General features: G+C 71.1%; 17 protein-coding genes. 6 read left to right on the top strand and 11 right to left on the bottom strand.

What is annotated here, in order from left to right; translation table 11 throughout:
• The first annotated feature begins 240 nt into the window (after nt 1-240).
• Nucleotides 241-1,137 (top strand): phosphate/phosphite/phosphonate ABC transporter substrate-binding protein, encoded by an 897-nt coding sequence (locus QPK27_RS11460; protein ID WP_290418362.1) that lies wholly within the window; start codon nt 241-243, stop codon nt 1,135-1,137.
• The gene (locus QPK27_RS11455; RefSeq protein ID WP_290418361.1) at nt 1,137-4,037 is read left to right on the top strand and encodes an EAL domain-containing protein; all 2,901 of its coding nucleotides are present in this window, start codon (nt 1,137-1,139) and stop codon (nt 4,035-4,037) included. Before QPK27_RS11460 ends, QPK27_RS11455 begins: the two co-directional genes overlap by 1 nt.
• Here the strand turns inward: QPK27_RS11455 and QPK27_RS11450 are convergent.
• Nucleotides 4,034-5,365 (bottom strand): amidohydrolase, encoded by a 1,332-nt coding sequence (locus tag QPK27_RS11450; RefSeq protein WP_290418360.1) that lies wholly within the window; start codon nt 5,363-5,365, stop codon nt 4,034-4,036. The genes QPK27_RS11455 and QPK27_RS11450 overlap by 4 nt on opposite strands.
• A 213-nt stretch (nt 5,366-5,578) precedes the next feature.
• Here QPK27_RS11450 and QPK27_RS11445 point away from each other — a divergent pair, with 213 nt between their 5' ends.
• From QPK27_RS11445 to QPK27_RS11430, 4 genes are all read left to right on the top strand, one after another.
• Nucleotides 5,579-6,418 carry an alpha/beta fold hydrolase gene (locus QPK27_RS11445; RefSeq protein WP_290418359.1) on the top strand — a complete coding sequence of 280 codons (840 nt, stop codon included), beginning with the start codon at nt 5,579-5,581 and terminating at the stop codon, nt 6,416-6,418.
• Nucleotides 6,419-6,594: 176 nt separating this feature from the next.
• On the top strand, nt 6,595-8,097 hold the full coding sequence (locus QPK27_RS11440; protein WP_290418358.1) for a pilus assembly protein TadG-related protein: 1,503 nt from the start codon (nt 6,595-6,597) through the stop codon (nt 8,095-8,097).
• Nucleotides 8,094-8,585 (top strand): TadE family protein, encoded by a 492-nt coding sequence (locus QPK27_RS11435; RefSeq protein ID WP_290418357.1) that lies wholly within the window; start codon nt 8,094-8,096, stop codon nt 8,583-8,585. The genes QPK27_RS11440 and QPK27_RS11435 overlap by 4 nt, the downstream gene beginning before the upstream one ends.
• Nucleotides 8,572-9,201 carry a TadE/TadG family type IV pilus assembly protein gene (locus QPK27_RS11430; protein WP_290418356.1) on the top strand — a complete coding sequence of 210 codons (630 nt, stop codon included), beginning with the start codon at nt 8,572-8,574 and terminating at the stop codon, nt 9,199-9,201. The genes QPK27_RS11435 and QPK27_RS11430 overlap by 14 nt, the downstream gene beginning before the upstream one ends.
• Nucleotides 9,202-9,223: 22 nt before the next feature.
• Here QPK27_RS11430 and tssA read toward each other — a convergent pair whose 3' ends face one another.
• The 10 genes from tssA to tssH are packed head-to-tail and all read right to left on the bottom strand — an operon-like array spanning nt 9,224 to nt 23,130.
• Nucleotides 9,224-10,426 (bottom strand): type VI secretion system protein TssA, encoded by a 1,203-nt coding sequence (tssA, locus tag QPK27_RS11425; protein WP_290418355.1) that lies wholly within the window; start codon nt 10,424-10,426, stop codon nt 9,224-9,226.
• Nucleotides 10,423-14,610, bottom strand: coding sequence for a type VI secretion system protein (locus tag QPK27_RS11420; RefSeq protein ID WP_290418354.1), 4,188 nt, complete (start codon nt 14,608-14,610; stop codon nt 10,423-10,425). The genes tssA and QPK27_RS11420 overlap by 4 nt, the downstream gene beginning before the upstream one ends.
• Complete coding sequence (locus QPK27_RS11415; RefSeq protein WP_290418353.1) at nt 14,607-15,377, bottom strand: DotU family type IV/VI secretion system protein; 771 nt, start codon at nt 15,375-15,377, stop codon at nt 14,607-14,609. The genes QPK27_RS11420 and QPK27_RS11415 overlap by 4 nt, the downstream gene beginning before the upstream one ends.
• On the bottom strand, nt 15,374-16,723 hold the full coding sequence (tssK, locus tag QPK27_RS11410; RefSeq protein ID WP_290418352.1) for a type VI secretion system baseplate subunit TssK: 1,350 nt from the start codon (nt 16,721-16,723) through the stop codon (nt 15,374-15,376). The genes QPK27_RS11415 and tssK overlap by 4 nt, the downstream gene beginning before the upstream one ends.
• A gap of 17 nt (nt 16,724-16,740) precedes the next feature.
• Nucleotides 16,741-17,205 (bottom strand): hypothetical protein, encoded by a 465-nt coding sequence (locus tag QPK27_RS11405; protein WP_290418351.1) that lies wholly within the window; start codon nt 17,203-17,205, stop codon nt 16,741-16,743.
• Nucleotides 17,202-17,399 (bottom strand): hypothetical protein, encoded by a 198-nt coding sequence (locus QPK27_RS11400; RefSeq protein ID WP_290418350.1) that lies wholly within the window; start codon nt 17,397-17,399, stop codon nt 17,202-17,204. The genes QPK27_RS11405 and QPK27_RS11400 overlap by 4 nt, the downstream gene beginning before the upstream one ends.
• A gap of 22 nt (nt 17,400-17,421) precedes the next feature.
• Nucleotides 17,422-17,808 (bottom strand): DUF4280 domain-containing protein, encoded by a 387-nt coding sequence (locus tag QPK27_RS11395; protein ID WP_290418349.1) that lies wholly within the window; start codon nt 17,806-17,808, stop codon nt 17,422-17,424.
• Entirely contained in the window at nt 17,808-18,500 is a 693-nt protein-coding gene (locus tag QPK27_RS11390) for a toxin-antitoxin system YwqK family antitoxin (protein WP_290418348.1), read from the bottom strand. The genes QPK27_RS11395 and QPK27_RS11390 overlap by 1 nt, the downstream gene beginning before the upstream one ends.
• Nucleotides 18,500-20,461, bottom strand: coding sequence for a type VI secretion system Vgr family protein (locus QPK27_RS11385; protein WP_290418347.1), 1,962 nt, complete (start codon nt 20,459-20,461; stop codon nt 18,500-18,502). The genes QPK27_RS11390 and QPK27_RS11385 overlap by 1 nt, the downstream gene beginning before the upstream one ends.
• On the bottom strand, nt 20,458-23,130 hold the full coding sequence (gene tssH / locus QPK27_RS11380; protein ID WP_290418461.1) for a type VI secretion system ATPase TssH: 2,673 nt from the start codon (nt 23,128-23,130) through the stop codon (nt 20,458-20,460). Before tssH ends, QPK27_RS11385 begins: the two co-directional genes overlap by 4 nt.
• Nucleotides 23,131-23,134 lie beyond the last annotated feature (4 nt).

The raw sequence follows: 23,134 nt of genomic DNA, 5'->3' as shown, positions 1-23,134 counted from the left end.
GCGCGCGGTGTGGCGCGGCTGCGTCACACCGCGTTAGTATTTCCACAAATAAACTTTGCTTTTCGTCCAAAAACCTTTACCGTTCGTGTGACGGCGGGCAGCGGGCTGTTTCAGCGCTGTCCCGGCGCGCTATCATCCGCCGCACGAAGGGTTTCGGACACCGTTCCGGCCTGCGACCTTCCAGCCCGTTCGACCCATCGGCGGGGACGCGCCCCTCCCATACCGGAACGCTTTGACACCATGATCACGGATTTCACCATCACGCCCGCGCGCCCGCGCCGGGCGCCATCGCTGCGCCGCGCCTTCACTCTGCTGGCCTTGCTGGGCATTGGCCTCGGCCCCGGTCCCGCCCGCGCCGCCGGACCGGCCTGCTACAACTTCTCGCCCGTCAACCAGTGGAACCTGCAGGTCTCGGCCGGCTTCTGGAATCCGATCATCGCCTACGTGGCCGAGCGCAGCGGCGTGTGCATGAACCTCAAGCTCGGCCGCACCTCGGCCGACACCACCAGCTTCGTGCTGGCGCGCGAAGTCGACTTCGCCTTCACCAACCATTTGTTCAGCCCGGAGCGCGCGAAGATGGGCTGGACCGTGTTCGGACGGCGCAACCTGCCGCCGGTGCGCTCGCAGATCGTGGTCCCGGCCGATTCGCCGATCCGCAGCCTCAAGCTGCTGGCCGGCGCGTCGGTCGGATTCCCCGGCCCCGAGGCGCTGGTCGCCTACAAGGCCAGCTACGCCCAGCTGCTGCAGCGCGACATCCCCGTCACCGTGGTCTTCGCCGGCAACCAGGACGCCGCCTTCACCCAGCTGTTCGCCGGCATGGTCAAGGCGGTGGGCGCCAATTCGCAGCTGGTCGAGAACTGGAAGGGCCGCGAAGGCGCGGCCTTCCGCGTGCTGTGGAGTTCGGAACCGTTCAACGACCTGGCGCTGATGGCCTCGCCCCGGGTGCCGGCCGCCAGGGTGAGCGCGGTGGCGCGCGCCTTCCTCAACATGCACCGTGACCCCGAGGGCCGGCGCGTGCTGGCCGCCGCGGCCGAGCTGATCCATTCGCCGGCGCCGATCTCGTTCGTCGCGGCCAGCGAGGCCGACTACGCCAGCTACCGCACCTTCTACGCCGGCGCCCCGGCCGAGCTGCGCTGATGCAGGGCGCCGCCCTGCCGTCCGCGCCGTCGCCATCGCGGCTGCGCTCGTTCCTGCCGCGCTCGCTGGTGGGCCGCGTCTTCGGGCTGTTCAGCCTGGCGATGCTGGTGCTGCTGATGGCCGGCCTCGGCATGTTCTACCGCTACCAGTACCTGCAGCACATCGAGGAAACCCAGGACAGCGCGCAGATGCTGGTCGAGATCGTCACGCGCAGCGTCGAAGAAAGCGTCGTCATCGGCGACTACGACACCGTCAAGCGCACCCTCAACCAGCTCCTGATCCGGTCGCCGTTCAAGCAGGCCGAGTTCCTCGACCTGGGCGGCGGCGCGATCCGCCTGCAGGCGGCCGCGACGCACCTGACGCCGGCCCCGGCATGGTTTACCGAACTGATCGTCGACCGCTTCTACGACGTCAACCGGGTGATTGCGGTCGGCGGCAAGGACTACGGCGTGATCCGGCTGACCTTCGACGAACAGCGGCTGGCCGCGCAGTTGTGGAGCCTGGTCGCCGAGACCTCGGCCGTGGCCTGGGTGCTGTTCATGGCCAGCCTGGCGCTGACCCACATCTTCCTGCGCCGCTGGCTCGAGAACCTGGGCGGCCTGCGCCTGCTCGAGCACGACCTGGCGGCCGGCCGGGTGATGGCCGAAGCCTCGTTCCGCGCCGACGCCCCGAGCGAGATCCAGGAAGCGATCCTGGCCGTCAACCGCGGCGCCGCCAGCCTGCGGGTGCAGTACGGCCAGCAGATCGAATCCCTCATGAATTCGCTGATGCAGCATAAAAGCGCGATGGACCAGGCGGCGATCGTCTCCGAGATCGACACAGAGGGCCGCATCGTCAACGTCAACGCCTTGTTCCAGGCCAGCAGCGGCCATACCCGCGCCGAGCTGATCGGCCAGCCGCTGTCGCGCTTCACGCGCGCCCCCGACGGCCCGCAGTGGCAGCCCGACGGCGCCGCCTGGACCGGCGAAGTGGCGGTGCTGGGCCATGCGCGCGGCCTGCAATGGCAGCGCACCATCGTCCCCATCTTCGACGCCGACAACGTGCTGGAACGTTATATCTGCATCGACATCGACATCACCGCGCGCAAGGAGTTCGAGCGCACCATCGTCGCCAACGCGCGGCGCGAGAGGCTGGTCGCCGACCTTGGCCGCGCGGCGCTGGCCACGGGCGAGCTTGACCACCTGTTCGGCGCCGCCGCCCAGGCCGCTGCAAGCGCGCTCGGCGCGTCCGCGGCTGCCGTGTTCGAATTCGACGAACGCGACGGCGCGCGCCATGTGACGGTGCGCGCCGGCGCCGGCCTGCTCGCGCACGCCGCCGGCCTGCAGCTGAGCGGGCTGGCCGTCGTGCTGCAAGCGCAGCCGGCCGACCAGCTCCTGCGCCCGATGTTCGCCGCCCTGGGTGAGTCGCACGGCGTGAACAGCGGCGTCGACGCCTGCATCATCTGCGCCGACCGCCAGTTCGGCATGATCGGCGTGTTCAGCGACGACGGGCGTCCGTTCGCGTCCGAAGACCACGTCTTCCTGCGCAGCATCACCAACATCCTGGCCACCGCCATCGAGCGCCAGGCGGCGCAGAAGCGCTTGACCTACCTGGCCCAGTACGACGCCCTCACCGACCTGCCCAACCGGCGCCACCTGGCCAACTTCCTGAACCAGGTGATCAAGGGCGCCGCGGCCACGGGCGGGCGCGCCGGCGTGATGTTCATCGACCTCGATCACTTCAAGAAGGTCAACGACAGCCTGGGCCACGACGTCGGCGACCAGCTGCTGGTGCTGGCCACCCAGCGCCTGCGCGGGTGCGTGCTGGAAGGCGACCTGGTGGCGCGCCTGGGCGGCGACGAGTTCGCGCTGGTGCTGCCGGCGGTGGGCGGCGACGACGACCTGGTGCGCCTGGCGCGGGCGCTGGTCGAGACCCTGTCGCGGCCGTTCATGATGGGCGGCCAGCAGCTGTTCGTCTCGGCCAGCATCGGCATCGCGCGCTATCCCGCCGACGGCCTGGACGCCGACACGCTGCTCAAGAACGCCGACACGGCGATGTACGCCGCCAAGAACAGCGGCCGCAACAACCACCAGCTGTACACGGCGGCAATGCAGGAAGGCGCCGAGCAGCGCCTGCGCCTGGAAGCCCAGCTGCACCTGGCGCTGGAGAATGGCGAATTCTTGCTGCACTACCAGCCCAAGGTGGACCTGGCCAGCGGCGCGCTCAGCGGCTTCGAGGCGCTGCTGCGCTGGCGCCATCCCGAGCGCGGCCTGGTGCCGCCGCTCGAATTCATCTCGCTGCTGGAAGACTCGGGACTCATCATCCCGGTCGGCGAATGGGTGGTGCAGGAAGTCTGCGCCCAGCTGCGCGCCTGGCAGGCCCAGGGCCTGGCCGTGCGGCCGGTGGCGATCAACCTGTCGGCGCGCCAGCTGCGCCAGGACGACCTGGCCGGCGCCGTCGAGCGCATCGTGGGCGCCTCCGGCGTCGACCCGGCCCTGCTCGAATTCGAGCTGACCGAATCGATGCTGATGGCCGACCCGGCTGCGGCGGTGGCGATCCTGGGCCGCATCAAGGAACTCGGCATCCGCCTGTCGATCGACGACTTCGGCACCGGCTACTCGAGCCTGGCCTACCTGAAACGCTTCCCGCTCGACGCCCTCAAGATCGACCGCACCTTCGTGCGCGACCTGCCGCACGACAGCGAGGACGCGGCCATCACCAAGGCCGTGATCGACCTGGCGCACAGCCTGAACCTGAAGGTGGTGGCCGAGGGCGTGGAGAACGTCGAGCAGCTGCGCCAGCTGGAACGCTTCGGCTGCGACGAGATCCAGGGCTACTACATCGGCCGCCCGCTGCCGGCGCCGGAGTGCGTTACACAACTGCAGCAGCTGCAGCCGGCGCCGCCAGCGGTGCCGGCCTAGCGCTTGGGCGCCATCAGGTCGAGCAGGATCGCCGTCTCGGCCTTGATGGTATTGGTCAGGGTCGGCTTCAGGTCCGGCGCCCACTGCGGCGAGTGGGTGCCCGGCACCGGCATGCCGGCCTTCTTCGCCGCCTCCAGCCGGCCCGCTTCCACCGCGCCCACGTGCAGCAGCAGCGCCTTGACGCCCGGCTGCTGGCCGTACATCGCGAAGTCTTCCGACGTCATCTTGGCCGGCATCTCCTTGACGAACTCCGGTCCCACTGCGCGCTCGACCGCCTTGACCGCGCGCGCCATCAGTTCCGGATCGTTGTAGACCGAATCGGTGCCCGGCTTGACCTCGACCAGCGGTTCCTTCGGCGCGCCGGCGGCGAGCGCCTCGCCCTTTGCTTCGCGCGCGATGCTGGCCAGCACGCGCTGGCGCACCTCGGGCCGGAAAGTGCGCACCGTCAGGCCCAGTTTCACCTGGTCGGGCACGATGTTGGCGACCGTGCCGCCCTGGATGCTGCCGATCGTGATCACGGCCGGATCGAGCGGATTGTTCTCGCGCGAGACCAGGGTCTGCAGCGCCATCACCAGGCGCGCCGCCATCACCACCGGGTCGCGCGTCTCGTGCGGCGTGGCGCCGTGGCCGCCCTGGCCGAACATGGTGATGGTGACCGTGTCGGCCGAGGCGCGGAACGGCCCCGCGTGCCACATCACCGTGCCCGAGGCCATCGAGGCGTCGTCGTGCATCGACAGCGCATAATCCGGCTTGGGGAAGCGCGTGAACAGGCCATCCTTGAGCATGGCCGCGGCGCCGCTGAGCGACTCTTCGGCCGGCTGGCCGATCAGCATCAGGGTGCCGCTCCAGGCCTTGCGGTTCTGCGCCATCAGCTGCGCGGTGCCGAGCCAGGCCGCCATGTGCAGGTCGTGGCCGCAGGCGTGCATTACCGGCACCGTCTCGCCGGCCGCATTTTTCGTCGTGACCTTGCTGGCGAACGGCAGGCCGGTCTTTTCCAGCACCGGCAGCGCATCCATCTCGGTGCGCAGCATGACGGTCGGACCGGGGCCGTTCTTCAGGATCGCCACCACGCCGGTGCCGCCGACGCCGGTGGTCACCTCGAAGCCGAGCGCCCTGGCGCGTTCGGCCAGGCGGGCCGCGGTCTGGCGTTCGTTGAAGCCCAGTTCCGGGTTGGCGTGCAGCTCCTGGTAGAAGGCTTCGAGTTTGGGATAGCCGGCCGTGAGCTGGGCGTCGAACGGGGCCGGGAGCGAAGCGGCGTGGACCGGGGCCAGGGCCGCCATCAGGGCGGCTGCGGTCAAGGTGCGACGGAAGGTGCGGGAAAGTGGCATCGGGTCTCGCTTGCAGGGTTGGGAAGATGGTGGTCGATTCTACAGGCGCCCGGTTTCCGGCAGCGCACCGGGGCTCACCCGCCCCCCCAAATGGGGGGTCGTGGTCCCCACTTTCGCATCGCGGAACGGGCGCGCAGGGGCCCGATAATTGTCCGGCCGGCAGCGCCCGGCGCATCGGCACCGAGACCTCGCCCCTCCTGAAAGGACACCACCATGAGCAACGCACGCACCATCGACACCGTCACCGCCCGCGACGGCGCCGTCATCCACTTCACCGACTGGGGCCACGGCATCCCGGTGGTGTTCAGCCACGGCTGGCCGCTGTCGGCCGACGCCTGGGAAGACCAGATGCTGTTCCTGGCCGAGCACGGCTACCGCGTCATTGCCCACGACCGCCGCGGCCACGGCCGCTCGAGCAAGCCCTGGCACGGCAACGACATGGACAGCTACGCCGACGACCTGGCGACCCTGCTCGAGGCCCTCGACATCAGCGGCGCCACCCTGGTCGGCCATTCGACCGGCGGCGGCGAAGTGGCGCGCTACATCGGCCGTCACGGCACCGGGCGCGTGGCCAAAGCGGTGCTGGTCGGCGCCGTGACGCCGCAGATGGTGGTTTCGCCGGCCAACCCGGACGGCGTGCCGATGTCGGTATTCGACGGCATCCGCGACGGCGTGCGCAGCGACCGCGCCGGGTTCTTCCTCGACCTGAGCACGCCGTTCTACGGCTTCAACCGCCCCGGCGCCAAGGTCTCGGAAGGCATGCGCCAGTCGTTCCTGTTCCAGGGCCTGCAATGCAGCATCAGGAGCGCCCATGCCTGTATCAAACAGTTCTCGGAGACCGACTTCAGCGCCGACCTGCACAAGATGACGATCCCGACCCTGGTGATCCACGGCGACGACGACCAGATCGTGCCGCTGGCGACCACCGCACGGCGCGCCGTCGAGATGCTGCCGCAGGGCCGCCTGTCGGTGTTCGAGGGCGCCGGTCACGGCCTGCCGGCGACCCACAAGGATCGCCTCAACGCCGAGCTGCTGGCGTTCCTGCGCGGCTGATCGCGGCCCGGCGCCGAGCGGCTCTTCGGCCGGCTGGCCGGGCGGCGCCGGGCGATTGGCCGCAGCGGACTGTGGTTGGTCTTGGTCAATATCCGTATTGAACGCGCACCTACAATCGGGGATGGCATGAGCTGATTGTTCTATCTCAACGACTTTTCCGCTACACCGGAGGCGACATGAAGGCGCCGCATTCCCCGCCGTCTGATCCCGGACCTTCCCCGGCGCGCCGCGGCCGTCGGCGCCAGGGCGGCGCCATTGCCGTCATGGCCGCCGTGCTGCTGCTGCTGATGCTCGGCTTCTTTGCGCTCGCCATCGACATGGCGCGCCTGTACAACCGCCGGGCCGAACTGCAGACCCTGGCCGATTCGGCCGCGATCGCTGCCGCGACCCACCTGAACGGTACCAAGGAAGGCGTCCAGGCTGCAGTGGACGCCGCCCGCGCGGTCGTGCAGGACCCCGACTACGGTCCCAGGTACGAATTCGTGCAGCGCGTCGTCTGGAACGACAATGCGATCGCGTTCAGTGCCGCGCGCGACGGCGGCTGGAGGAACAGCACCGACGCGGCCGGCGCGCCGGCCGCGCTGGTGTATGTGAAGGTCGACACGGCCGGGTTGGACGACGTCTACGGCAAGGTGGTGACGTTTTTCGCGCCGGTGCTCTCGTCCTCACTGGCCGAGGTCGATCTGCATCACGTGACGGTGGCCGGAAAGTCGCGCCTGAACGTCACGCCGCTGGCGGTATGCGCGATGTCGGCGGATTCCTATTCCAGGCGCCAGCACGCCGGCGGCGAGCAGTACGATGAATTGCTCGAGTACGGCTTTCGGCGCGGCGTCGGGTACAACCTGATGAACCTGAATCCCCATGGCAGCAGCGCCGCCAGTTTCCAGGTCGATCCGATTACGCTCGGCAACGTACCCACCACGGCCGACAACTTCGCGTCATGGATCTATACGCCCCATATCTGCAGCGGAACGATGGCCGTGCCGTCGATCACCGGGGCGACCGTGCGAGTGCACGGTCCGTTCCCGATCGGCACCTATGGACCCTTCCTGAATTCCCGCTTCGACGGCTATACCGGGACCTGCGACATCCACAGCGCGCCTCCCGACAGCAACGTCAGACACTACACATTCGCCGGCACCGGCTGGATGGACCCGAAGGCATCGTTCCAGAGCGCGCAGCCGGACACGTCCAGCACCGACAAGCTGCAGACCGTGGCCGAGATCGGCCCCCCGAACCACACGGTGGCGGCCGACTACGGCCCGCTCTGGAGTTTCGCGCGCGCGGTGCCATGGTCCTCCTACGTCGAGAAAGGCGCGCCGGAGCCGGGCGAAGGCTACCTGCCGTTCAATGCCACGACGACCGTCTGGAAGGCCCTGTACGGCACCGGTTCGGGCGTGGGCGCCTATCCGAATGCGACGCCTTACCTGGAAACCCGCAATGCCGCGTATTTCCTGGCCCCGACCACCAGCGGGCGGGTCACCGGCAAGAAGTGGCGCCGCGTGCTGAATATCCCCCTGCTGGCCTGCCCGGTGAGCGGGTCCACCGCCACCGTGCTCGGGATCGGGAGATTCCTCATGACGGTGCCGGTGGCGCCTGCGGGAACCGCGCTGCATGCGGAGTTCGGCGGCCTGGCCAGGGACGACCAGGTGGCGGGAAAAGTGGAGATCTATCAATGAACCTGGCATTCCGGCAGCGCGGAAAACGCGGGCGCGGCGGCGTTGCCGTCGAATGCGCCATCATCCTTCCGATCTTCATCGGCATGACCGCGGCATTGCTGCTGTTCGGCCGCGTGCTGTGGCATTACACGGTGGTGCAGAAAGCCGCGCACGACGCGGCGCGCTTTCTCGCCACCACCTCGTACCAGGAAATGAAGCCATCCAGCGGCGGGGCCGAAGTGCCGGCCGCGCTGATCGCGCAAAGCATCGCACGCCAGGAGCTGACCGACCTGGCGCCGGGCGGCGGCATCGATGTCGTGGTCCAGTGCCAGACCGGTTCGAGTCAGTTCTGGGGCCGCTGCAATGGATTCGACATCCCGAAAAAGGTGCTGGTGTATGTGGAGGTCACGGTCACCGACCCTTTTTTCGACGCCTACACCTACTTCTTCAACTATGGACAGCCCATCTACTTCAAGGCGATGATGGCGACCGATTATGTGGGCAACTGACGTGAAGCCGACCCGCCATCCGCATCCGCATCCACGGCGGCGTGCCCAGCGCGGCGTCGCGTCGATCGAATTCGCGCTGGTCGCCATTGCCTTCCTGGTGACCGTGTTCGGCATCCTGGAACTGGGACGCATCGTCTACATGTTCAACACGCTGAGCGACGTCACCCGCAGCGCGGCGCGCAGCGCCGCCAACATCGACTGGCGGGATGCGGCGGCGCTCGAGCGCGCCAGGCAGCGCGCCATGTTCCGCAATGCGCCGGGCGAACTCGCGTTCGGCGCGCCGGTGACCGACGCGAACATCCGCATCGATTATCTGTATGTGAAAAAGACGGGCGCGTCCTTCACCACCGAGCCGGTCGCATCGATGCCGACCTGCCCCAGCAGGAACCGCCACAACTGCCTCACGAATCACTATGGAAACGGGACCGACCCGGGATCGGTGTGCGTCCGCCTGGTCCGGGTGCGGATCTGCGAAGCCGGCGGCGCCGACTGCCAGGCGATGAAATACCAACCGCTGTTCCCGATGCTGAACCTGACCCCCTACCTGCCGCTATCGACCACGGTCGTGGCCGCCGAAACGCTCGGCTACCGGCCGGGCGATTCGGTGTGTCCGTGACGCTGCGGCAGCAAACCGCCGCTCATGTCTTGTGTTCCAGCTTGATGCCGAGCACCTGGAACAGGCGGCTGGCATCCCCTTCCTCGCGGATGATCTCGGCGACCACCTCCGGCAAGGTCATGCGTCCCCAATTGGCGGCGCGCCGGATCAGGAACGGCGTGGGGCTGTGCGGCTCCACTTCGCCGAGGTAGTCGGCCAGCGCCTCGAGCGTGGCGTAGGCTTCGCGCCGGTTGCGCCAGCGCCCGGGTCCGGCCTGCGGCGCCGGCGCGTTTGCGAGTTCGCGCCCCGCTTCGCGCGCCGGCTCGCCGGCCGCCAGGTCCGCGTCCTCCAGGCCGGCAAACGCCACCCCGGCGGCGCCCGGAACGCCGTGCCCATCGGGATCATCGGGTGGCGAAAAGAGCGCGGCATCCGGGCCGGGCAAGGACGCGGGCCGCAGCTGCGACAGGACCCGCAGCACCGCCTCCAGCGTGCCGGTCAGCTTGCCCAGGCTCGGGGCCTGGTCGTGCACGCGCTCGACCAGCAAGGCGCCGATCGCGCCCAGCAGGGCGAGGCAGGCGTCGACCGCCGCCGCGGTCTGCGCCAGCGCCGGACCCAGCTCCGCGGCGCCGGCCTGGATGCCGGCGCGCGTCAGCGGCGCGGTCGCGGGCGGCGCCGCGTTGCGCGCCGCCGGTTCCGCCGGCGCCGTCTCCTGCAGCGTCAGGCGCTCCCACAGCGCCAGCGTCACCGGCGTCGCCTTGTCGGCCCCGAACACGCACAGTGCGGCATGCAGGCGCACGCCGCCTCCCAGCGAGCGGTTGAGCCACTCGAGCGGCGCCAGGCGCGCATCGCTGTCGCCGTCCTCGCCCGGCAGCGGATGCAGGTCGTGCCAGTAGCGGCGCAGCAGCGCCTCGACCAGCCGCAGGCCATCGGCCAGCCCGCCGAAGCCGCGCTGGCGCGTCCAGGCCTCGGCCAGCCACATGGCCAGCTGCAGGTCCTTGGAACGGGTCGCCAGCACCGCGCTGCACAGCTGCTCGATGCGCGCCCAGTCGGCGCGCTTGAGCGGGCGCTCCCACTGCCCCATCGGCAGGCTGGGGTCGTCTTCCTCGCGCAGCAGGCGGATCTCGGTGAACACGGCGTCGTGCCGGATCGGCAGCCCGCACGGCATGTCGGGCGCCAGCGGCGCCAGCAGGGCATCGAAGTCCGGCTGGCCGGCGCCGGGGCCGGGGATGGCGTGCAGCGCGCTCATGGCGAAGCCTCCTGTTCTCGTTGCGCCACTTCTTTTTGTTCCACCTCTTGCTGCTCTACCTTTTGCTGCGCGTCCTGCCACAGCGGCACCTGGGCCGGGAACAGCGCCGGCCAGGCCAGCGCGGCGTGCTTGCCCGGCGCACTCACGCGCAGGCGCACGAACACCCGCGCCCGGGTGTCGGGCGCCGCCGGCACCGCCGCGCTGCCGGCCAGCGGAAAATCGAAGCGCAGCAGCTGGCCGCGGCCGTCGTCGCCCGCGCCATCGGCGTCGCGGTAGGCGTTGACGAAGCTGAACAGGGCCCACGGATCGTCGAAGCGGAACGTCACGGTGCGCCCGGACACGCTCAGGTCCGGGCGGCCGGGTTCGGCCTTCGGCGCCACGGCGGCGTCGCGCGCCAGGCGCAGCGACAGCTGCACCGGCATGCCCGGCTCCCAGCGCAGGGCGCGCGCGGTCTCGCCCGGGCGCGCCGTCAGCGGACCGACGCCCAGGCTCCAGTCGATGATGTTGCCGGCGCCCGCTTCGGCCCCGGTGTTGACGCGGAACTCCACCGCGACGTCGAGCCCGCCGGCCTGGCCGTCATCGGCCGGATACAGCGGCGCCAGCAGCGCGCGCAGGCGGCGCAGCTGCTGGTCGGCGCGCCGCACCTCGTCGCGCGGGCCGCCCTGGCCGGGGTCGCGCGCGGCCAGCGCGGCGGCGGCGCGCGCGCGGTCGTACAGCTTCATCACCGCCTCGACCGCATCGCGGTCGGCCGGCACCGCCCCGGCGAAGGCAGCGGCGGCGCCGGCGCCGCCTGCCATCACGAACGGCGCGCGGCGCCCGAGATCGCGGTTGTAGGCCTCGGCGAACTGCTGCCACTGGCGCCGGTCGTTGCCGTTCGCCAGTTCGCGGCAGCGCGCCAGCATCCCGGCCTGCAGCGCGCGCAGGCGCTCGGCGAACAGGTCGGCGCCGCGCCGCGTCGACTGGCGCGCGCCCAGCTTCTCGCTGCAGTTGCCGACGTCGATCTCGGCGCTGCCGGTGCTGATGAAGGTCTCCAGCGCCAGGCGCGTGCTGGTCGGGCTTTTCAAGCGGTAGCGCCGCAGGTCGGCCGCCAGCGCCTGCCAGCGCGCAACCGGCGGCTGCGTGGCCAGCGCACTGCCGGCCAGCTGGGCCAGGATGGCGTCGGCTTGAGCGACGATGGTGTCGATGAACTCCTGCTGCCCCGCCAGATAGGCGTCCAGCCCGGCGGCGTCGCCGCCGCCGAAGGCATCCAGCATGGCGCCTTTCTGGCCCTGCCAGCCGCCGAAGCCAGCGTCGCGCGGCACGTACACCTGGGCCGCGGCGAACACCTCGTCCAGCTGCGCCAGACGCGCCAGGGCGTCGCGCGCCAGCACGTCGGCCAGCTCGGCCGACAGCGCGTGGGCGCCGATCTCGCCCAGCCAGGCCTGGATGCGCAGCACCGCCGCGCGCTCGGGATCGGCGGCGGCACTGTCCGACGCCGGGCGCGGCGCCGGCATCATCGCTTGCGCCAGCGCGCTGCGCGCATGCGCCGCCAGGGCCTGGTCGACCAGCGTGGCGGCCGCGCCCTGCAGTGCCGGCGGCAAGGCCAGGTAGGGACCGGCCCGGAAGGCCTTGCGCGCCTCGGCCAGGCCGGCTGCCCGGTCGAGTTCGGCACGATCCCAGCGGATGGTGGCGCCGGGCGGCACCTGCGGCAGCGGCTGCGGCGGCGCCGGCTTCATGGTGGGCTGGGCCAGCAGGCCGGCCAATGCCTCGCGCAAGGCCTGGCGTTCGGGCGTGAACACCCAGCCGGTGGCGCTCCAGGCCAGGCCGGCGCTGGCGTCGACCGAGTCGCTGCCGTCGGGCGCCGGCATCGTGTTCTGCCAGGCCGCCTGGAATCGGTTGAATCCCTGCTCCGCGAAATCGACCGTATCCTGCACCGCGAGCGGGCCGAGCAGACCATTGGCGCCGATCCGCCGCAACACGGTGTCCTGGGCGCTGCCCAGGTCGAGGCTGCGCTGCTGCATCCAGGCGCCCTGCCCGCTGGAGAGCTGGGCCGCCTGCGCGTCGAGCGCGCCGCGCAGCCGCTGCCATGGCGCCAGATGGGTCTCGAGGCCGGCGCTTTCCAGGCCAACCAGCCCCTCCTGGCGCAGGCGGCGTGCGCTCTCGACCAGCGCGCGCTCGGTGCGCAGCAGGCCGTTGTCGTCGAACAGGCGGCGGTACAGCGCCATGCTGGCGAATTTGAGCGAACAGCGCGCCGCCTGCCGGATCGGCATGATCGACGGCGGCGGCGTACGCTGCGCCGCGTCGCGGAACAGCGCGGCGGTGCGGGTCGGCGTGCCGCGCAGTTCCTTGCCCAGCAGGATGCGCACTGCCAGCGCCAGGTCGGCGCCGTCGGGGGCCGCGCCGGACTGCGCCAGCCGCCCCATCGCTCCGAGTGCCCGGTCGAGTTCGTCGAGCCGGGTGATGTAGGCCAGCATCGCATCGTACTCGGGCAGCGACTTCAGGTTCAGGCCGCCGGGCGGCGCCGCCGCGACCTGCTGCTCCCACCCCGCCGGCAGGCTGCACTGCCCGTTTTCGCGCAGGGCGCCGCTGACCGGGTCGCGCCGCACGCCGGTCAGCAGGCTGGCGCGGGCGCGGGCCGCTTCGCTCAGGGCCGCCACCGCATTCCCGGCAAAGGCCTGCTCCAGGCGCGCCTGCAGCCGTTCGTTCAGGTCGTCGACCAAGGGCCAGGAACCGGGCATCGACACCGAATAAAAGCGCGCGCCGCCCACCGGCTCGAAACCCTCGAGGGCGGCGATGGCGCGGCGCCGGCTCGCTGCGCCGCCGGCGGCGTCATTGGCGTTATTGGCGTTATTGGCGTCATTGGCGGCGCTGGCCGGCGGCGGCGCCAGCGCCTGCAGGTAGGCGCGCAGCTGGTCGCCGCTGCGGTCGAGCTGGAAGGTGGCGACGGCCAGGGCGCCGCCCCACAGCACGACCGCGGCCAGGCCGGCCCACCAGGCCAGATGGCGGCCGGCCGGATGGCGCAGGCGCTGGCGCGAACTGCGCACCAGCCCGGTCTCGGCAAAGATCTTGCGTTCGAAGATATCGCGCAAGAATACCGGCATCTGCGCCGGCATCGGCGCGCGCGGCGGCGCCGCCACATCGTCCCGGGCAAGGCCGGCTTCGAGGATGGCTTCCGGGCTGGCGTCGCCGCTCAGGTAGATGCCGCGCAGCAGGAACGCCTCGTGGTAGGCGCTGGGACGCATCAGTTCGTCGCAGAACAGCTTGAGGCCGGCGCGCAGGCGCTCCAGTTCGCCCGGCAGCAGCAGATAGGCGCTGCTGTCGGCCGCGCCCACTTCCAGCGCACCCAGCTCGGCGCAGCTGTCGGCCACCGTGCGCACCGCCTCGTCCATCGCGCTGTCGACCCAGCTGCTGCGAAACGGCGCCACCAGCTCATACGGCGAAGCCCATCCCAGCATGGCGCGGCGCTGCGGGTCGGGCAAGGCGGCGCCGAAGGCGGCAAAGCCGGGCAGCTGTTCGCAGCCGCTGATCACCAGGTGGATCGGAAAGCGCAGCGCCAGCCGGTTCTGCGCCAGCCACAGGCGGCGGTGGATGGCCCTGGCGCGCGCCGCCAGCGCCATCTGGCGGTCGCTGTCGCTTTCGCTTTCGCTGTCGCTGTTGCTGTCGCTGTGGGCGTTGGCCTGCAGCAGCGCCGCGCACGGCAGCGCGACCACGATGGCATCGAACGGCCGCTGCGGCCGGTAGGCGCGGCACAGGCCGAGGAAGGCGTCCCAGATGCCGTCGCCGGCCGGGTCGTCGGGCGCGCCGAGGTGGTCGGCGCCCAGTTGCACCACCACGCCCTTGTCGAAGAAGTGCCAGCCGATGCCCTGGGCCGAGGCGGCCAGGCTGCTGTCGGCGCTGAGCGCGCCCGGCAGGCCGGCTTCCAGCAGCGGCAGCCCGGCCTGCGCGCGATCGTGCAGCACCAGGGTCCACGACAGGTTGTAGCGCTCGGCGCGCGCGGCGAGATTCCTTTCGATCAGCTTCACCGCCTTGCGGAACGACAGGCGCAGCGAGTCGGCGTACCGGCGCCGCAGCTTTCCGGCCGCGGTGTCGGTCGTGGCGTCGCCCTCGCGCCGCGCCGCGCTCAGCACCAGGGCCAGCAGCAACAGCATCAGCAGCGCGGCGGCCAGCAGTCCCGCCAGCACCAGCTTGTCGGCCGCCCAGTTCATGGCGCCCTCCCCGCCTGTGCCTGGGCCGCCGGGGCGTTCAGGGCCTGGCGCAGCGGCCAGGATTGCCACAGCCACAGCAGCTCGGACAGGGCCAGCAGGACCAGCAGCGCCAGCGCCAGCTGCGCCGTGCGGCGGCTCGGTTTAGCCAGGCGCACGCCGGCGTTGCCCGCCAGGGTGCTGGCATACGGCTGCCCGGACAGCACCGCGTCGCGCCCCTGCTGCCCGGGCACACGCTGCCAGGCGAACTGGAACAGCGCGCGCCGGTAGCCGGCGATCGGATCCAGGCTGGCGTCGCCCCGGTAGCGCCCCTGGAAGCCGGATGCCAGCAGCAGCAGGTACAGGCGCGCCAGCGGCCGCCGCGCCGGATCGTGCTCCGCCAGCAGCGCGTCGATGTCGTCGAACACCTGCTGTCCCGCGTGAGCGCTGCCGAACAGCGTGGCCTCGACCAGCACGTGGTGCCAGTGCGCGCGGCCGGCCCAGTCGGTGTGCAGCATCACCTCGTCGGCCAGCGCCGCCTTCAGGTAGCGCGCCCCCAGGTGGGTGTCGACCCCGGCCCGGCCGCCGACGCGGCCGGCCTCCAGGCTGTGCAGGTCGATCAGCCGGCACAGCTCCTGGCTGAGCGCGCCCGCACGGGCGTGGCCGTCGGCCTCGCTGACGGCGCCGGCACCGTGCCGCGCGCGCGCCAGGACCGCGATGAAGCTGCGCAACTGGCTCGCCGCCAGGTCATCGGCCTGGCCGGCCGGCGGGACTGGTTCCCGGATGCTCATGCCTGGCCCTTGATGAACAGGACGATTTCCTGCGGCCGCTGGCCCTGCGCCGCGCCGGGGTTGCCGATCACCAGGTCCTGGCCGGCGACGATGCAGTGCGGATCCGGCGCGATCGCGAACAGCGTGCAGCCGGCAGGGTCGCGCAGGCCCAGCTCGGGCGCATCGTCGATCCTGCGCCGCGCGGCGCCCGGCACGCGGCGCTCGCGCAGTCCGACCGACACCGTGCGCGAGCCGATCGTGGCGCCGGCCATCCACTGCGCCAGCGCGCGTTCGCTGGCGCCGCGCAGGCCCACCACCAGGCGCGCCTCCGGCCCCGCTTCCAGCCACTCGGCGCGCAGCGGCAGCGCGAACAGCTCGCCGTCGAAACCGAAGGTGCAGCTGCGCCACGCCTGGCTGACCTCCCCGGCCAGCGCATGCAGCGCGTCGAGCACCGTCGTGAACGCGCCATGGCTGTCCGCGTGCACGTAGGGCGGCGGCAGCGGCGGCACCGCGCCCGGACGCAGCGCGCTCAAGGGCCCGAGCTGGGCGCACAGCGCCAGGTACAGCGCCAGCGGCTGTACCACCGGCGCGTCCAGCATCGCTTCCAGCAGCGGCAGGTTGAAGGTCAGGTTGGCCAGGCGCTGGCGCAACTCGAGCAGGGCCAGCCGGTCTTCCAGGCGCGACGAGTGCGCCGCGCTCTGCTGTCCCAGGAACAGGGCCTTGGCGCGCATCAGGCGCGCCAGCTCGCGTGCGCGCCGGCTGACCGGCGACGCCGGCCTGACTTCGAGCTGGGCCGGCCACCAGGCGCCGCGCGTGACGATCTGGTCCTGCTTGCGCAGCGTCATCAGCTGCAGGCAGACCCAGGCCGCACCCGGCATCTTGCCGGCCGCCAGCGCCAGGTTGGCGCCCATGCGCGGCACCTCCTCGGGCAGCGCCTCGGAGACTTCGTCTTCCACCATCTCGCCAGGCAGCGCGCGAAAGCGCGAGGGCTGGCCGGGCAGGCGCAGCGAAGCGGCGCGGCCCACCACCAGCCACACCGGCAGCTCGGCGCGCGCCATCTCCTCCATCCACGGCGCCAGGTCGAGTTCCAGCGTCGCGCCGCCGGCACGCGCGGCGCGCCCGGCGTCATGGCGCACCGCCATCCCGTCCGGCATGATGGCTTCCAGGGCCGCGATGCGCAGCAGGCCGCCGCCCAGGTGCGCTTCGTCGACCTCGATGTGGCGCACGCCCCAGGCGGCCGGCTGGCCGGCCAGCGCGTGCCAGCCGACCAGGGCGTCGACGCGCGCGCTCTCCTGTTGAAAATGCTGGGGCGTGAGGAACATGCCCTCGTGCCACTGGATACGGTCGAACAGCTGTGCTTCTTGCATGGCTTATGCATCCTCGGTTAGCGGGCGCCGCTTGCGGCAGCGGTGACCACGAAGTCGTGGGCGTTCAGCTGCACCAGGCAGGCGGCGCCGTCGAGCGCCACCCGCACCCGGTGCTCGCCGGGCGCCGCGTAGTTGGCGAAGGCGAGCGCGGCCCAGGCGCGCTCGCCTTCGTAGCGCTTGCGCTCGAAGCGGATGGTCTGGCCCGGCGTGATCTCGACCCCGAGCACGCTCAGGGCGTCCGGATAGGTGCGCAGCAGGTCGGCCCTGGCCGCGAAATAGCGCGCCGCCGACATTGCCATCAAGGTGTCGAGCACCGCCTTGTCCCGGACCAGCACCACGTCCACCGCCAGCGCGCTGCTGGCGTTGGCGTCGAACGCCGCCGCGAAGGCCAGGCCGTGCCAGGCCGGCCGCACCGGCTTGGGGCCGCCGAACATCGAGCAGCCCGACAGGCACGCGGCCAGCAGCAGCGCGCTCCGCTTCATCGCGCCACCCCCGGCGCCACCACCGGCGCAGGCGCCGCTGCGGGCGCGACCGCTGCCGCAACTGCCTCCGGCTCCGGCGCGGCGCTGCGCAGGCCCAGCATGAAGCCGAGCGCGAACAGCAGCGCCGACAGCGCGAGCGCGGAAAAAGTGGCGAGCGCCGCCAGGCGGGACGTGAGGCTGAAGCGGTATTCCATCGATTGACTCCGCAAGGTTTGGTCAGGGAACGGCCACGGTCGACTGACCGGGCACGCAGATCTCGATCACGCCGCCGGCCGTGCACATCAGCTTGCAGGCAGCGGTCAGCGCCGGCATGCCGCCGATCAGCACGGTGGGCGCGCCCGGCATCCACGGCGCCGCCGTCATCGGCATGCAGGGCATGGGCGTGAGCACGCCCATGGCGGCCGCGGTGGCGGCGGCGACGGCCGGGTTGGCGAGGGAACTGCACATGCCGAAGGGCGCGATGTTCAGCACCGGCTTGTTGTCCATGATGGTGGCGTCCGGCACCGCCGTCATGACCCCGTTCGCCGGCAGCACCAGCAGCGTTCCCGGCGCCAGGCCGAACGAGCACTTGAGCATGGCGCCCGCGCATACCTGCTGTCCCATCAGTCCCCCCGCACCAGCCGCTTGAGCCGTTCGAACAGCGCCGGCGGCGCCTCGGTCTGGCCGAGCGCCCGGCCCTGCTGGTCGAAGCGCGCCGGCGCCGCCAGCGCCACGCCGTCCTGGTAGATCGTCTCTTCCATCAGGGCGCCGTTTGGCCAGTAGCGCCTGAGCGCGCCGTGCAGCAGGTTAGCGCGGTAGCTGCAGCGCTGCACCACCTGGCCTTCGGCATCGCAGTCGACCGACTCGCCTTCCAGCAGGCCGGCGCGGTAGCTGCTGCTGCGCACCTGGCGGCCCTCGTGGAAGAACGTCGCCGGACCGTCCAGCTGTCCCGCCACCAGCTGCAGGCGCGCGGTCAGCTGGCCGGCTTCGTCGAACGACAGCGACGGGCCGCTGGCGACGCCGTCGGCCATGGTCCGGGCCGCGACGCGGCGCCCGTTCACGAAGGTCTCCATCAGCCCATGCGGCACGCCGTGGCGGAAGGCGCAGCGCTGCACCAGCACGCCGTCGGCGCCGTACACCGCCATGGCGCCGTGCAGCTGGCCGCGCTCGAACTGGGCCAGCAGCGCCAGGTTGCCGGCGTCGTCGAACTGCTCCAGCAGGCCATGCAGCAGGCCGCCCGCCATCCGGCTGCGCAGGCGCAGGCGGCCGTTGTCGCCGTAGTCCTCCACCAGGTTTGCGTCGTCGGGCGCGTCCATCAGTTCACCTTCGCCAGCGCGCCCTTGAGGGTCAGCATGGCGCCCGCTTCCACGCTGTGGGTGGCATCGGCCTTGCTGCTGATGATCGCGGCCTTGCTGTCGATCTTCATGCCGGCCTGCTGGGTCAGCGTCTTGCCGGCCTTGGCGGTGAAGTCGGTGCCGGCGTCGCACAGCAGTTCGGTGCCGGCCTTCGCCTTGAGCGAGGCGCCGGCCTGCAGCGCGATGGCGCCGTCGCCCGCCAGCTTGACCGCGCCTTTCACCGTAATCGTCAGGCTGCCGTCGATCGTCAGCGCGTAGTCGCCTTTCACCGTGTGGGTGAACGCGGCCTCGTTGGCGTGGGTCTCGGCGCCGGTGACGGTCAACCCGCGCGTGCCGGCCACCTTGTGGGTTTCCTTGCCCTTTCTGACCTCGACGCTGCGGTCGCCCTCTTCCAGCGTGTGGGTCTCGGCGCCCTTCTTCACGGTGGTGGTCAAGGCATTCTCGATCTCGGCCAGCAGGTCTTTCTGTGCATGCAGGTAGAGCTGCTCGGCGTCCTTCTTGTCCTCGAAGCGCAGCTCGTTGCCGGCGCTGCCGCCCTTCGACGAGCGGGTGCGCAGGATCGACTGGGTCTGGTCGGCCGGCAGCGTGGCCGGCGGCAGGTTGCTGCCGTTGTAGACGCTGCCCGTCACCAGCGGCCGGTCGGGGTCGCCGTTGATGTAGGCCACCACCACCTCGTCGCCGACGCGCGGCAGGAACAGCGCGCCGAAGCCGTTACCGGAGGCCGCCTGGGCCACCCGCACCCACGGCGCCTGGGTGTCGTCTTCGGCATCGCGGTCCCAGGGAAAGTGCAGCTTGATGCGGCCATGCTTGTCGGTCCAGATTTCCTCGCCGCCCGGGCCCAGCACGCGCGCCGTGTCGACGCCGGCCACGCGCGGGCGCGGCGTGACCAAGGCCTTGCGGAACGGCTGCTCGGCGGGGAAGGCTTCGAACGCATTCGTGTAGCGCCCATCGCGCACGGCGTGGTGCACGCGGCGCAGCACGAAACCGGCGTTCAGGCTTTCGATGAAGTGGCCCGACAAGGTGAAGCGCGTGCCGGCCGCGAACGGGTGGCAGTAGCTGTCGCCGCGCAGCACCTCGGCGCCGGCGCGGCCGGCCTCCACGCGCAGGCGCGCCAGCGCCGTGGCGGCGTCGACGCTGGCGTGGCCGCTGGCGAATTCGTAGCTGGCGCCGCTGCCGGCGGCTGCCGCATGGGTGCCCGCCAGCGCGGTGTCGGGCGCCGTGAAATCGTAGTCGTCGACGGTGGCCTTCATCAGCGCCAGGCGCTGCTCGTGCTCGAAGCGCACCACAGCATCGTTCGGGCGCGCCATGCCGGTGTCGGGCCAGTAGCGCACGGCGGCGGCCCCGGCGCAGTCGGCGCACTGGCTGTTGGCGTCTGCCAGCACCAGCGTATGGCCGCTGCTGTCGAAGGTGAAGAAATAAAAGATGCCGGCCGCTTCCATCAGGCGCGCGATGAAGTCGAACGCCGTCTCGTCGTAGCGCACGCAGTAGTCGCGCGCGGCATAGGTGGCGGCCAGCTTCGACTCGAAGCGGATGCCGAACTCGCCCAGCACCGCCTTGACGATGGCGTCCACGCCCTGGTTTGCATAGATCTTGCGGTCGCGCGCCAGGGTCAGGCGCCACAGGTCCGGCGCCAGCTCGGCGTCGTAGACGGCGAAGTCGCGGTCCTGGCCGCTCTGGACGAAGCGCGTGACGATGCCGCTGATGACGCGCGGGCTGCTCCCATCGGGGTCGATCGTGACCGTGAGCTGCTTGCCCAGCACCGTGGCCGCTGCCAGGCCGGCGTTCGGCGAGCGCATGTGCAGCGTGAAGCGGAACAGCTCCGACATGCCTTCGCTGCCTTCCAGGCTATCGGGCAGCAGGTCGTCGGCGCCGAAGGGAGAACTGACGCGCAGCAGGCCGCCCTGTTTGAAACCGGTTTTCATGTCCTGCCCCGCGCCGCGCCAGCGGCGTCGCCATCGCGGAAGCGATAGCTGAATTCGCCGCCAGCCACGCCCATGTGCACGCCGGAGAACGCGCAAGCGCTGGCGATCCGCTCCAGCACCTGAGACGACAGCTGGGGCAGCACGGTCTGGGTCAGGATGAAGTCGACGTTGCGCGCCCCGCTGTCGACTTCGGTGCAGCGCGCCGTGATTGCCGCCGTCACCGCATCGTCCCAGCTGAAGCGCGCGTGGTGGTTGGCCGCGAATCGCTGCGCCAGGCGTTCGAGCTTCATGTCGACGATCAGCTTGACGTCGTCGTCGCCCAGCGGGTAGTAGGGCACCAGCACCACGCGGCCCAGGAAGGCGGGGCTGAACTGCTGCAGCAGGGCCGGCCGCAGCAGCGCCGCCAGTCCGGCCGCATCCGGCAGTCTGCCGTCCGCTTCGCGGCAGGCGCGCGTGATCACGTCCTGGGCCGCGTTCGAGGTGAGCAGGATCAGCGTGTGCCTGAAGTCGATCGCCACGCCCTCGCCGTCTTCCATCGTGCCCTTGTCGAACACCTGGAAGAACAGTTCCAGCACGTCCGGGTGGGCCTTTTCCATCTCGTCGAGCAGCACCACGCTGTAGGGGCGGCGCCGCACCGCTTCGGTCAGCACGCCGCCCTTGCCGTAGCCGACGTAGCCCGGCGGCGCGCCTTTCAGGCTGGAGATGGCGTGGGCCTCCTGGAACTCGGACATGTTTATCGTGATCATGTTGCGTTCGCCGCCATACAGCATGTCGGCCAACGCATGCGCGGTCTCGGTCTTGCCGACGCCGCTCGGGCCGACCAGCATGAACACGCCGACCGGCTTGCCCGGGTCGTCCAGCCCGGCGCGGAAGGTGCGCACGCGGCGCGCGATCGCGTCCAGCGCCGCCTCCTGCCCCACCACGCGCTCGCACAGGCGCTCGTGCAGCTGCAGCACGGTGTGCACTTCGTCGGCCATCATCTTGCCGACCGGGATCCCGGTCCAGCCCGAGATCACGCCGGCGACCATGGTCGAATCGACGCACACCGGCACCATCGGCTCGTCGTCCTGGATCGCTTCCAGGCCTTTTTGCAGGCGGTGCAGCTGGTCGGCCGGGGCGCTGCCGGCGTCTGCCTGTGGGTCGATCTGTGCGTCGACCTGTGTAGCGATTGCCCGGCGCAAGGTCAGGATCTCGTCGACCGAGCGGCGCTCGTCGGCCAGCTTGGCGGCCAGCGCGGCGCGCCGTTCGTTCAGGCGCGCCAGCGCCGCCTGCCGGCGCCCGGCATCCCGCGCATCGCCTTCGCCACGCCCCAGCTGCTGGCGCAGCAGTCGCAAGTCTTCTTCGGCCAGCACGATCTCGTGTTCGAGCGCTTCCAGCTGCGGCGGCGTCCCGGCCTGGGCGATGGCCACCCGCGCGCAGGCCGTATCGAGCACGCTGATCGCCTTGTCCGGCAACTGGCGCCCGCTGATGTAGCGCTGCGACAGGCGCACCGCGTCGCGCACGGCGTCGTCCAGGATCTCGACCCCGTGGTGGCGCTCCAGCGTCGCCACCATGCCGCGCAACATGCCGATCGCCGCTTCCGGCGACGGCTCCTCGACCTTGACCACCTGGAAGCGCCGCGCCAGCGCCGGGTCGCGCTCGATATGTTTCTTAAACTCCAGCCAGGTGGTGGCGGCGATGGTGCGCAACTCGCCGCGCGCCAGCGCGGGTTTCAGCAGGTTGGCCGCATCGCCCTGCCCTTCGCTGCCGCCGGCGCCGATCAATTGGTGCGCTTCGTCGATGAACAGGATCACCGGCGTGGCCGCCGCGCGCACCTCGGCGATCACGGATTTCAGGCGCTGTTCGAATTCGCCGCGCACGCCGGCGCCGGCCTGCAACAAGGCCAGGTCGAGCGAGCAGACCCGCACCCCGGCCAACGCCGGCGGCACGCTGCCGGCGGCGATGCGCAGCGCAAAGCCCTCGACCACGGCGGTCTTGCCGACGCCGGCCTCGCCGGTCAGGATCGGGTTGTTCTGGCGCCGGCGCAGCAGGATGTCGACGATCTGGCGGATTTCGAGGTCGCGTCCGCGCACCGGGTCGATCTTGCCGGCGCGCGCCAGCGCGGTCAGGTCGACCGTGAACTGGTCGAGCGCGGGCGTGGCGCCGTCGGCGGCCGTGGCACCGGCGCTCGTGGCGACGCTGACTGGACCACCGTCTTCGCTCGATGCCGCCAATACGTCGGGCAGCGCAGTGCGCAGGCGCTCGCGCGCAATCGCCAGCAGCGCGGGCGCCGTCTCGATCAGCATGCCGCGCAGGCTGTCGTGTTCCAGCAGCGCCAGCAGCACGGTGCCGGAACGGATCTGCTGCGCCCCCAGCAGCATCGAGCCGCTCATCCAGGCTTCCTTGAACAGCGCCACGAAGTCGGGCGACATGGCCGGCGTGCGGCCGTTGCCGCGCTTGAAGCTGTCCAGGGCAGCCTGGACCTGGGTGCGCACCGCGCCGGGATCGACCTCGAAATGCGCCAGCAACAGCGCCAGGTCGGGCGCGCCGCCGTCCAGCAGCGCCGCCAGCAGGTGCTCGACTTCGACGTTGAAGTGGGTCTGCTGCACGCACAGTTCGGCGGCCACGCCCATGGCGCGCTTGCACTCCGGGTTGATGCGGGCCAGCAAGGTGCGGATGTCGGTTTCCATGGGC

The organism is Massilia sp. YIM B02443 (genome assembly GCF_030411955.1).
Classification (GTDB): Bacteria; Pseudomonadota; Gammaproteobacteria; order Burkholderiales; family Burkholderiaceae_D; genus Telluria.
Note: the sequence above shows the minus strand (reverse complement) of the source record. Positions and strands in the feature narration are given on the sequence as shown.

Bases quoted from the DNA above. Each gene is read 5' to 3' on its own strand.
- QPK27_RS11440 (WP_290418358.1), top strand. From the start codon at position 6,595: ATGAAGGCGCCGCATTCCCCGCCGTCTGATCCCGGACCTTCCCCGGCG.
- QPK27_RS11405 (WP_290418351.1), bottom strand. From the start codon at position 17,205: ATGAAGCGGAGCGCGCTGCTGCTGGCCGCGTGCCTGTCGGGCTGCTCG.
- QPK27_RS11395 (WP_290418349.1), bottom strand. From the start codon at position 17,808: ATGGGACAGCAGGTATGCGCGGGCGCCATGCTCAAGTGCTCGTTCGGC.
- QPK27_RS11450 (WP_290418360.1), bottom strand. From the start codon at position 5,365: ATGCCACTTTCCCGCACCTTCCGTCGCACCTTGACCGCAGCCGCCCTG.
- tssK (WP_290418352.1), bottom strand. From the start codon at position 16,723: ATGCAAGAAGCACAGCTGTTCGACCGTATCCAGTGGCACGAGGGCATG.
- tssH (WP_290418461.1), bottom strand. From the start codon at position 23,130: ATGGAAACCGACATCCGCACCTTGCTGGCCCGCATCAACCCGGAGTGC.
- QPK27_RS11430 (WP_290418356.1), top strand. From the start codon at position 8,572: ATGTGGGCAACTGACGTGAAGCCGACCCGCCATCCGCATCCGCATCCA.
- QPK27_RS11400 (WP_290418350.1), bottom strand. From the start codon at position 17,399: ATGGAATACCGCTTCAGCCTCACGTCCCGCCTGGCGGCGCTCGCCACT.
- QPK27_RS11460 (WP_290418362.1), top strand. From the start codon at position 241: ATGATCACGGATTTCACCATCACGCCCGCGCGCCCGCGCCGGGCGCCA.
- QPK27_RS11415 (WP_290418353.1), bottom strand. From the start codon at position 15,377: ATGAGCATCCGGGAACCAGTCCCGCCGGCCGGCCAGGCCGATGACCTG.
- QPK27_RS11435 (WP_290418357.1), top strand. From the start codon at position 8,094: ATGAACCTGGCATTCCGGCAGCGCGGAAAACGCGGGCGCGGCGGCGTT.
- QPK27_RS11445 (WP_290418359.1), top strand. From the start codon at position 5,579: ATGAGCAACGCACGCACCATCGACACCGTCACCGCCCGCGACGGCGCC.
- QPK27_RS11385 (WP_290418347.1), bottom strand. From the start codon at position 20,461: ATGAAAACCGGTTTCAAACAGGGCGGCCTGCTGCGCGTCAGTTCTCCC.
- QPK27_RS11455 (WP_290418361.1), top strand. From the start codon at position 1,137: ATGCAGGGCGCCGCCCTGCCGTCCGCGCCGTCGCCATCGCGGCTGCGC.
- tssA (WP_290418355.1), bottom strand. From the start codon at position 10,426: ATGAGCGCGCTGCACGCCATCCCCGGCCCCGGCGCCGGCCAGCCGGAC.
- QPK27_RS11390 (WP_290418348.1), bottom strand. From the start codon at position 18,500: ATGGACGCGCCCGACGACGCAAACCTGGTGGAGGACTACGGCGACAAC.
- QPK27_RS11420 (WP_290418354.1), bottom strand. From the start codon at position 14,610: ATGAACTGGGCGGCCGACAAGCTGGTGCTGGCGGGACTGCTGGCCGCC.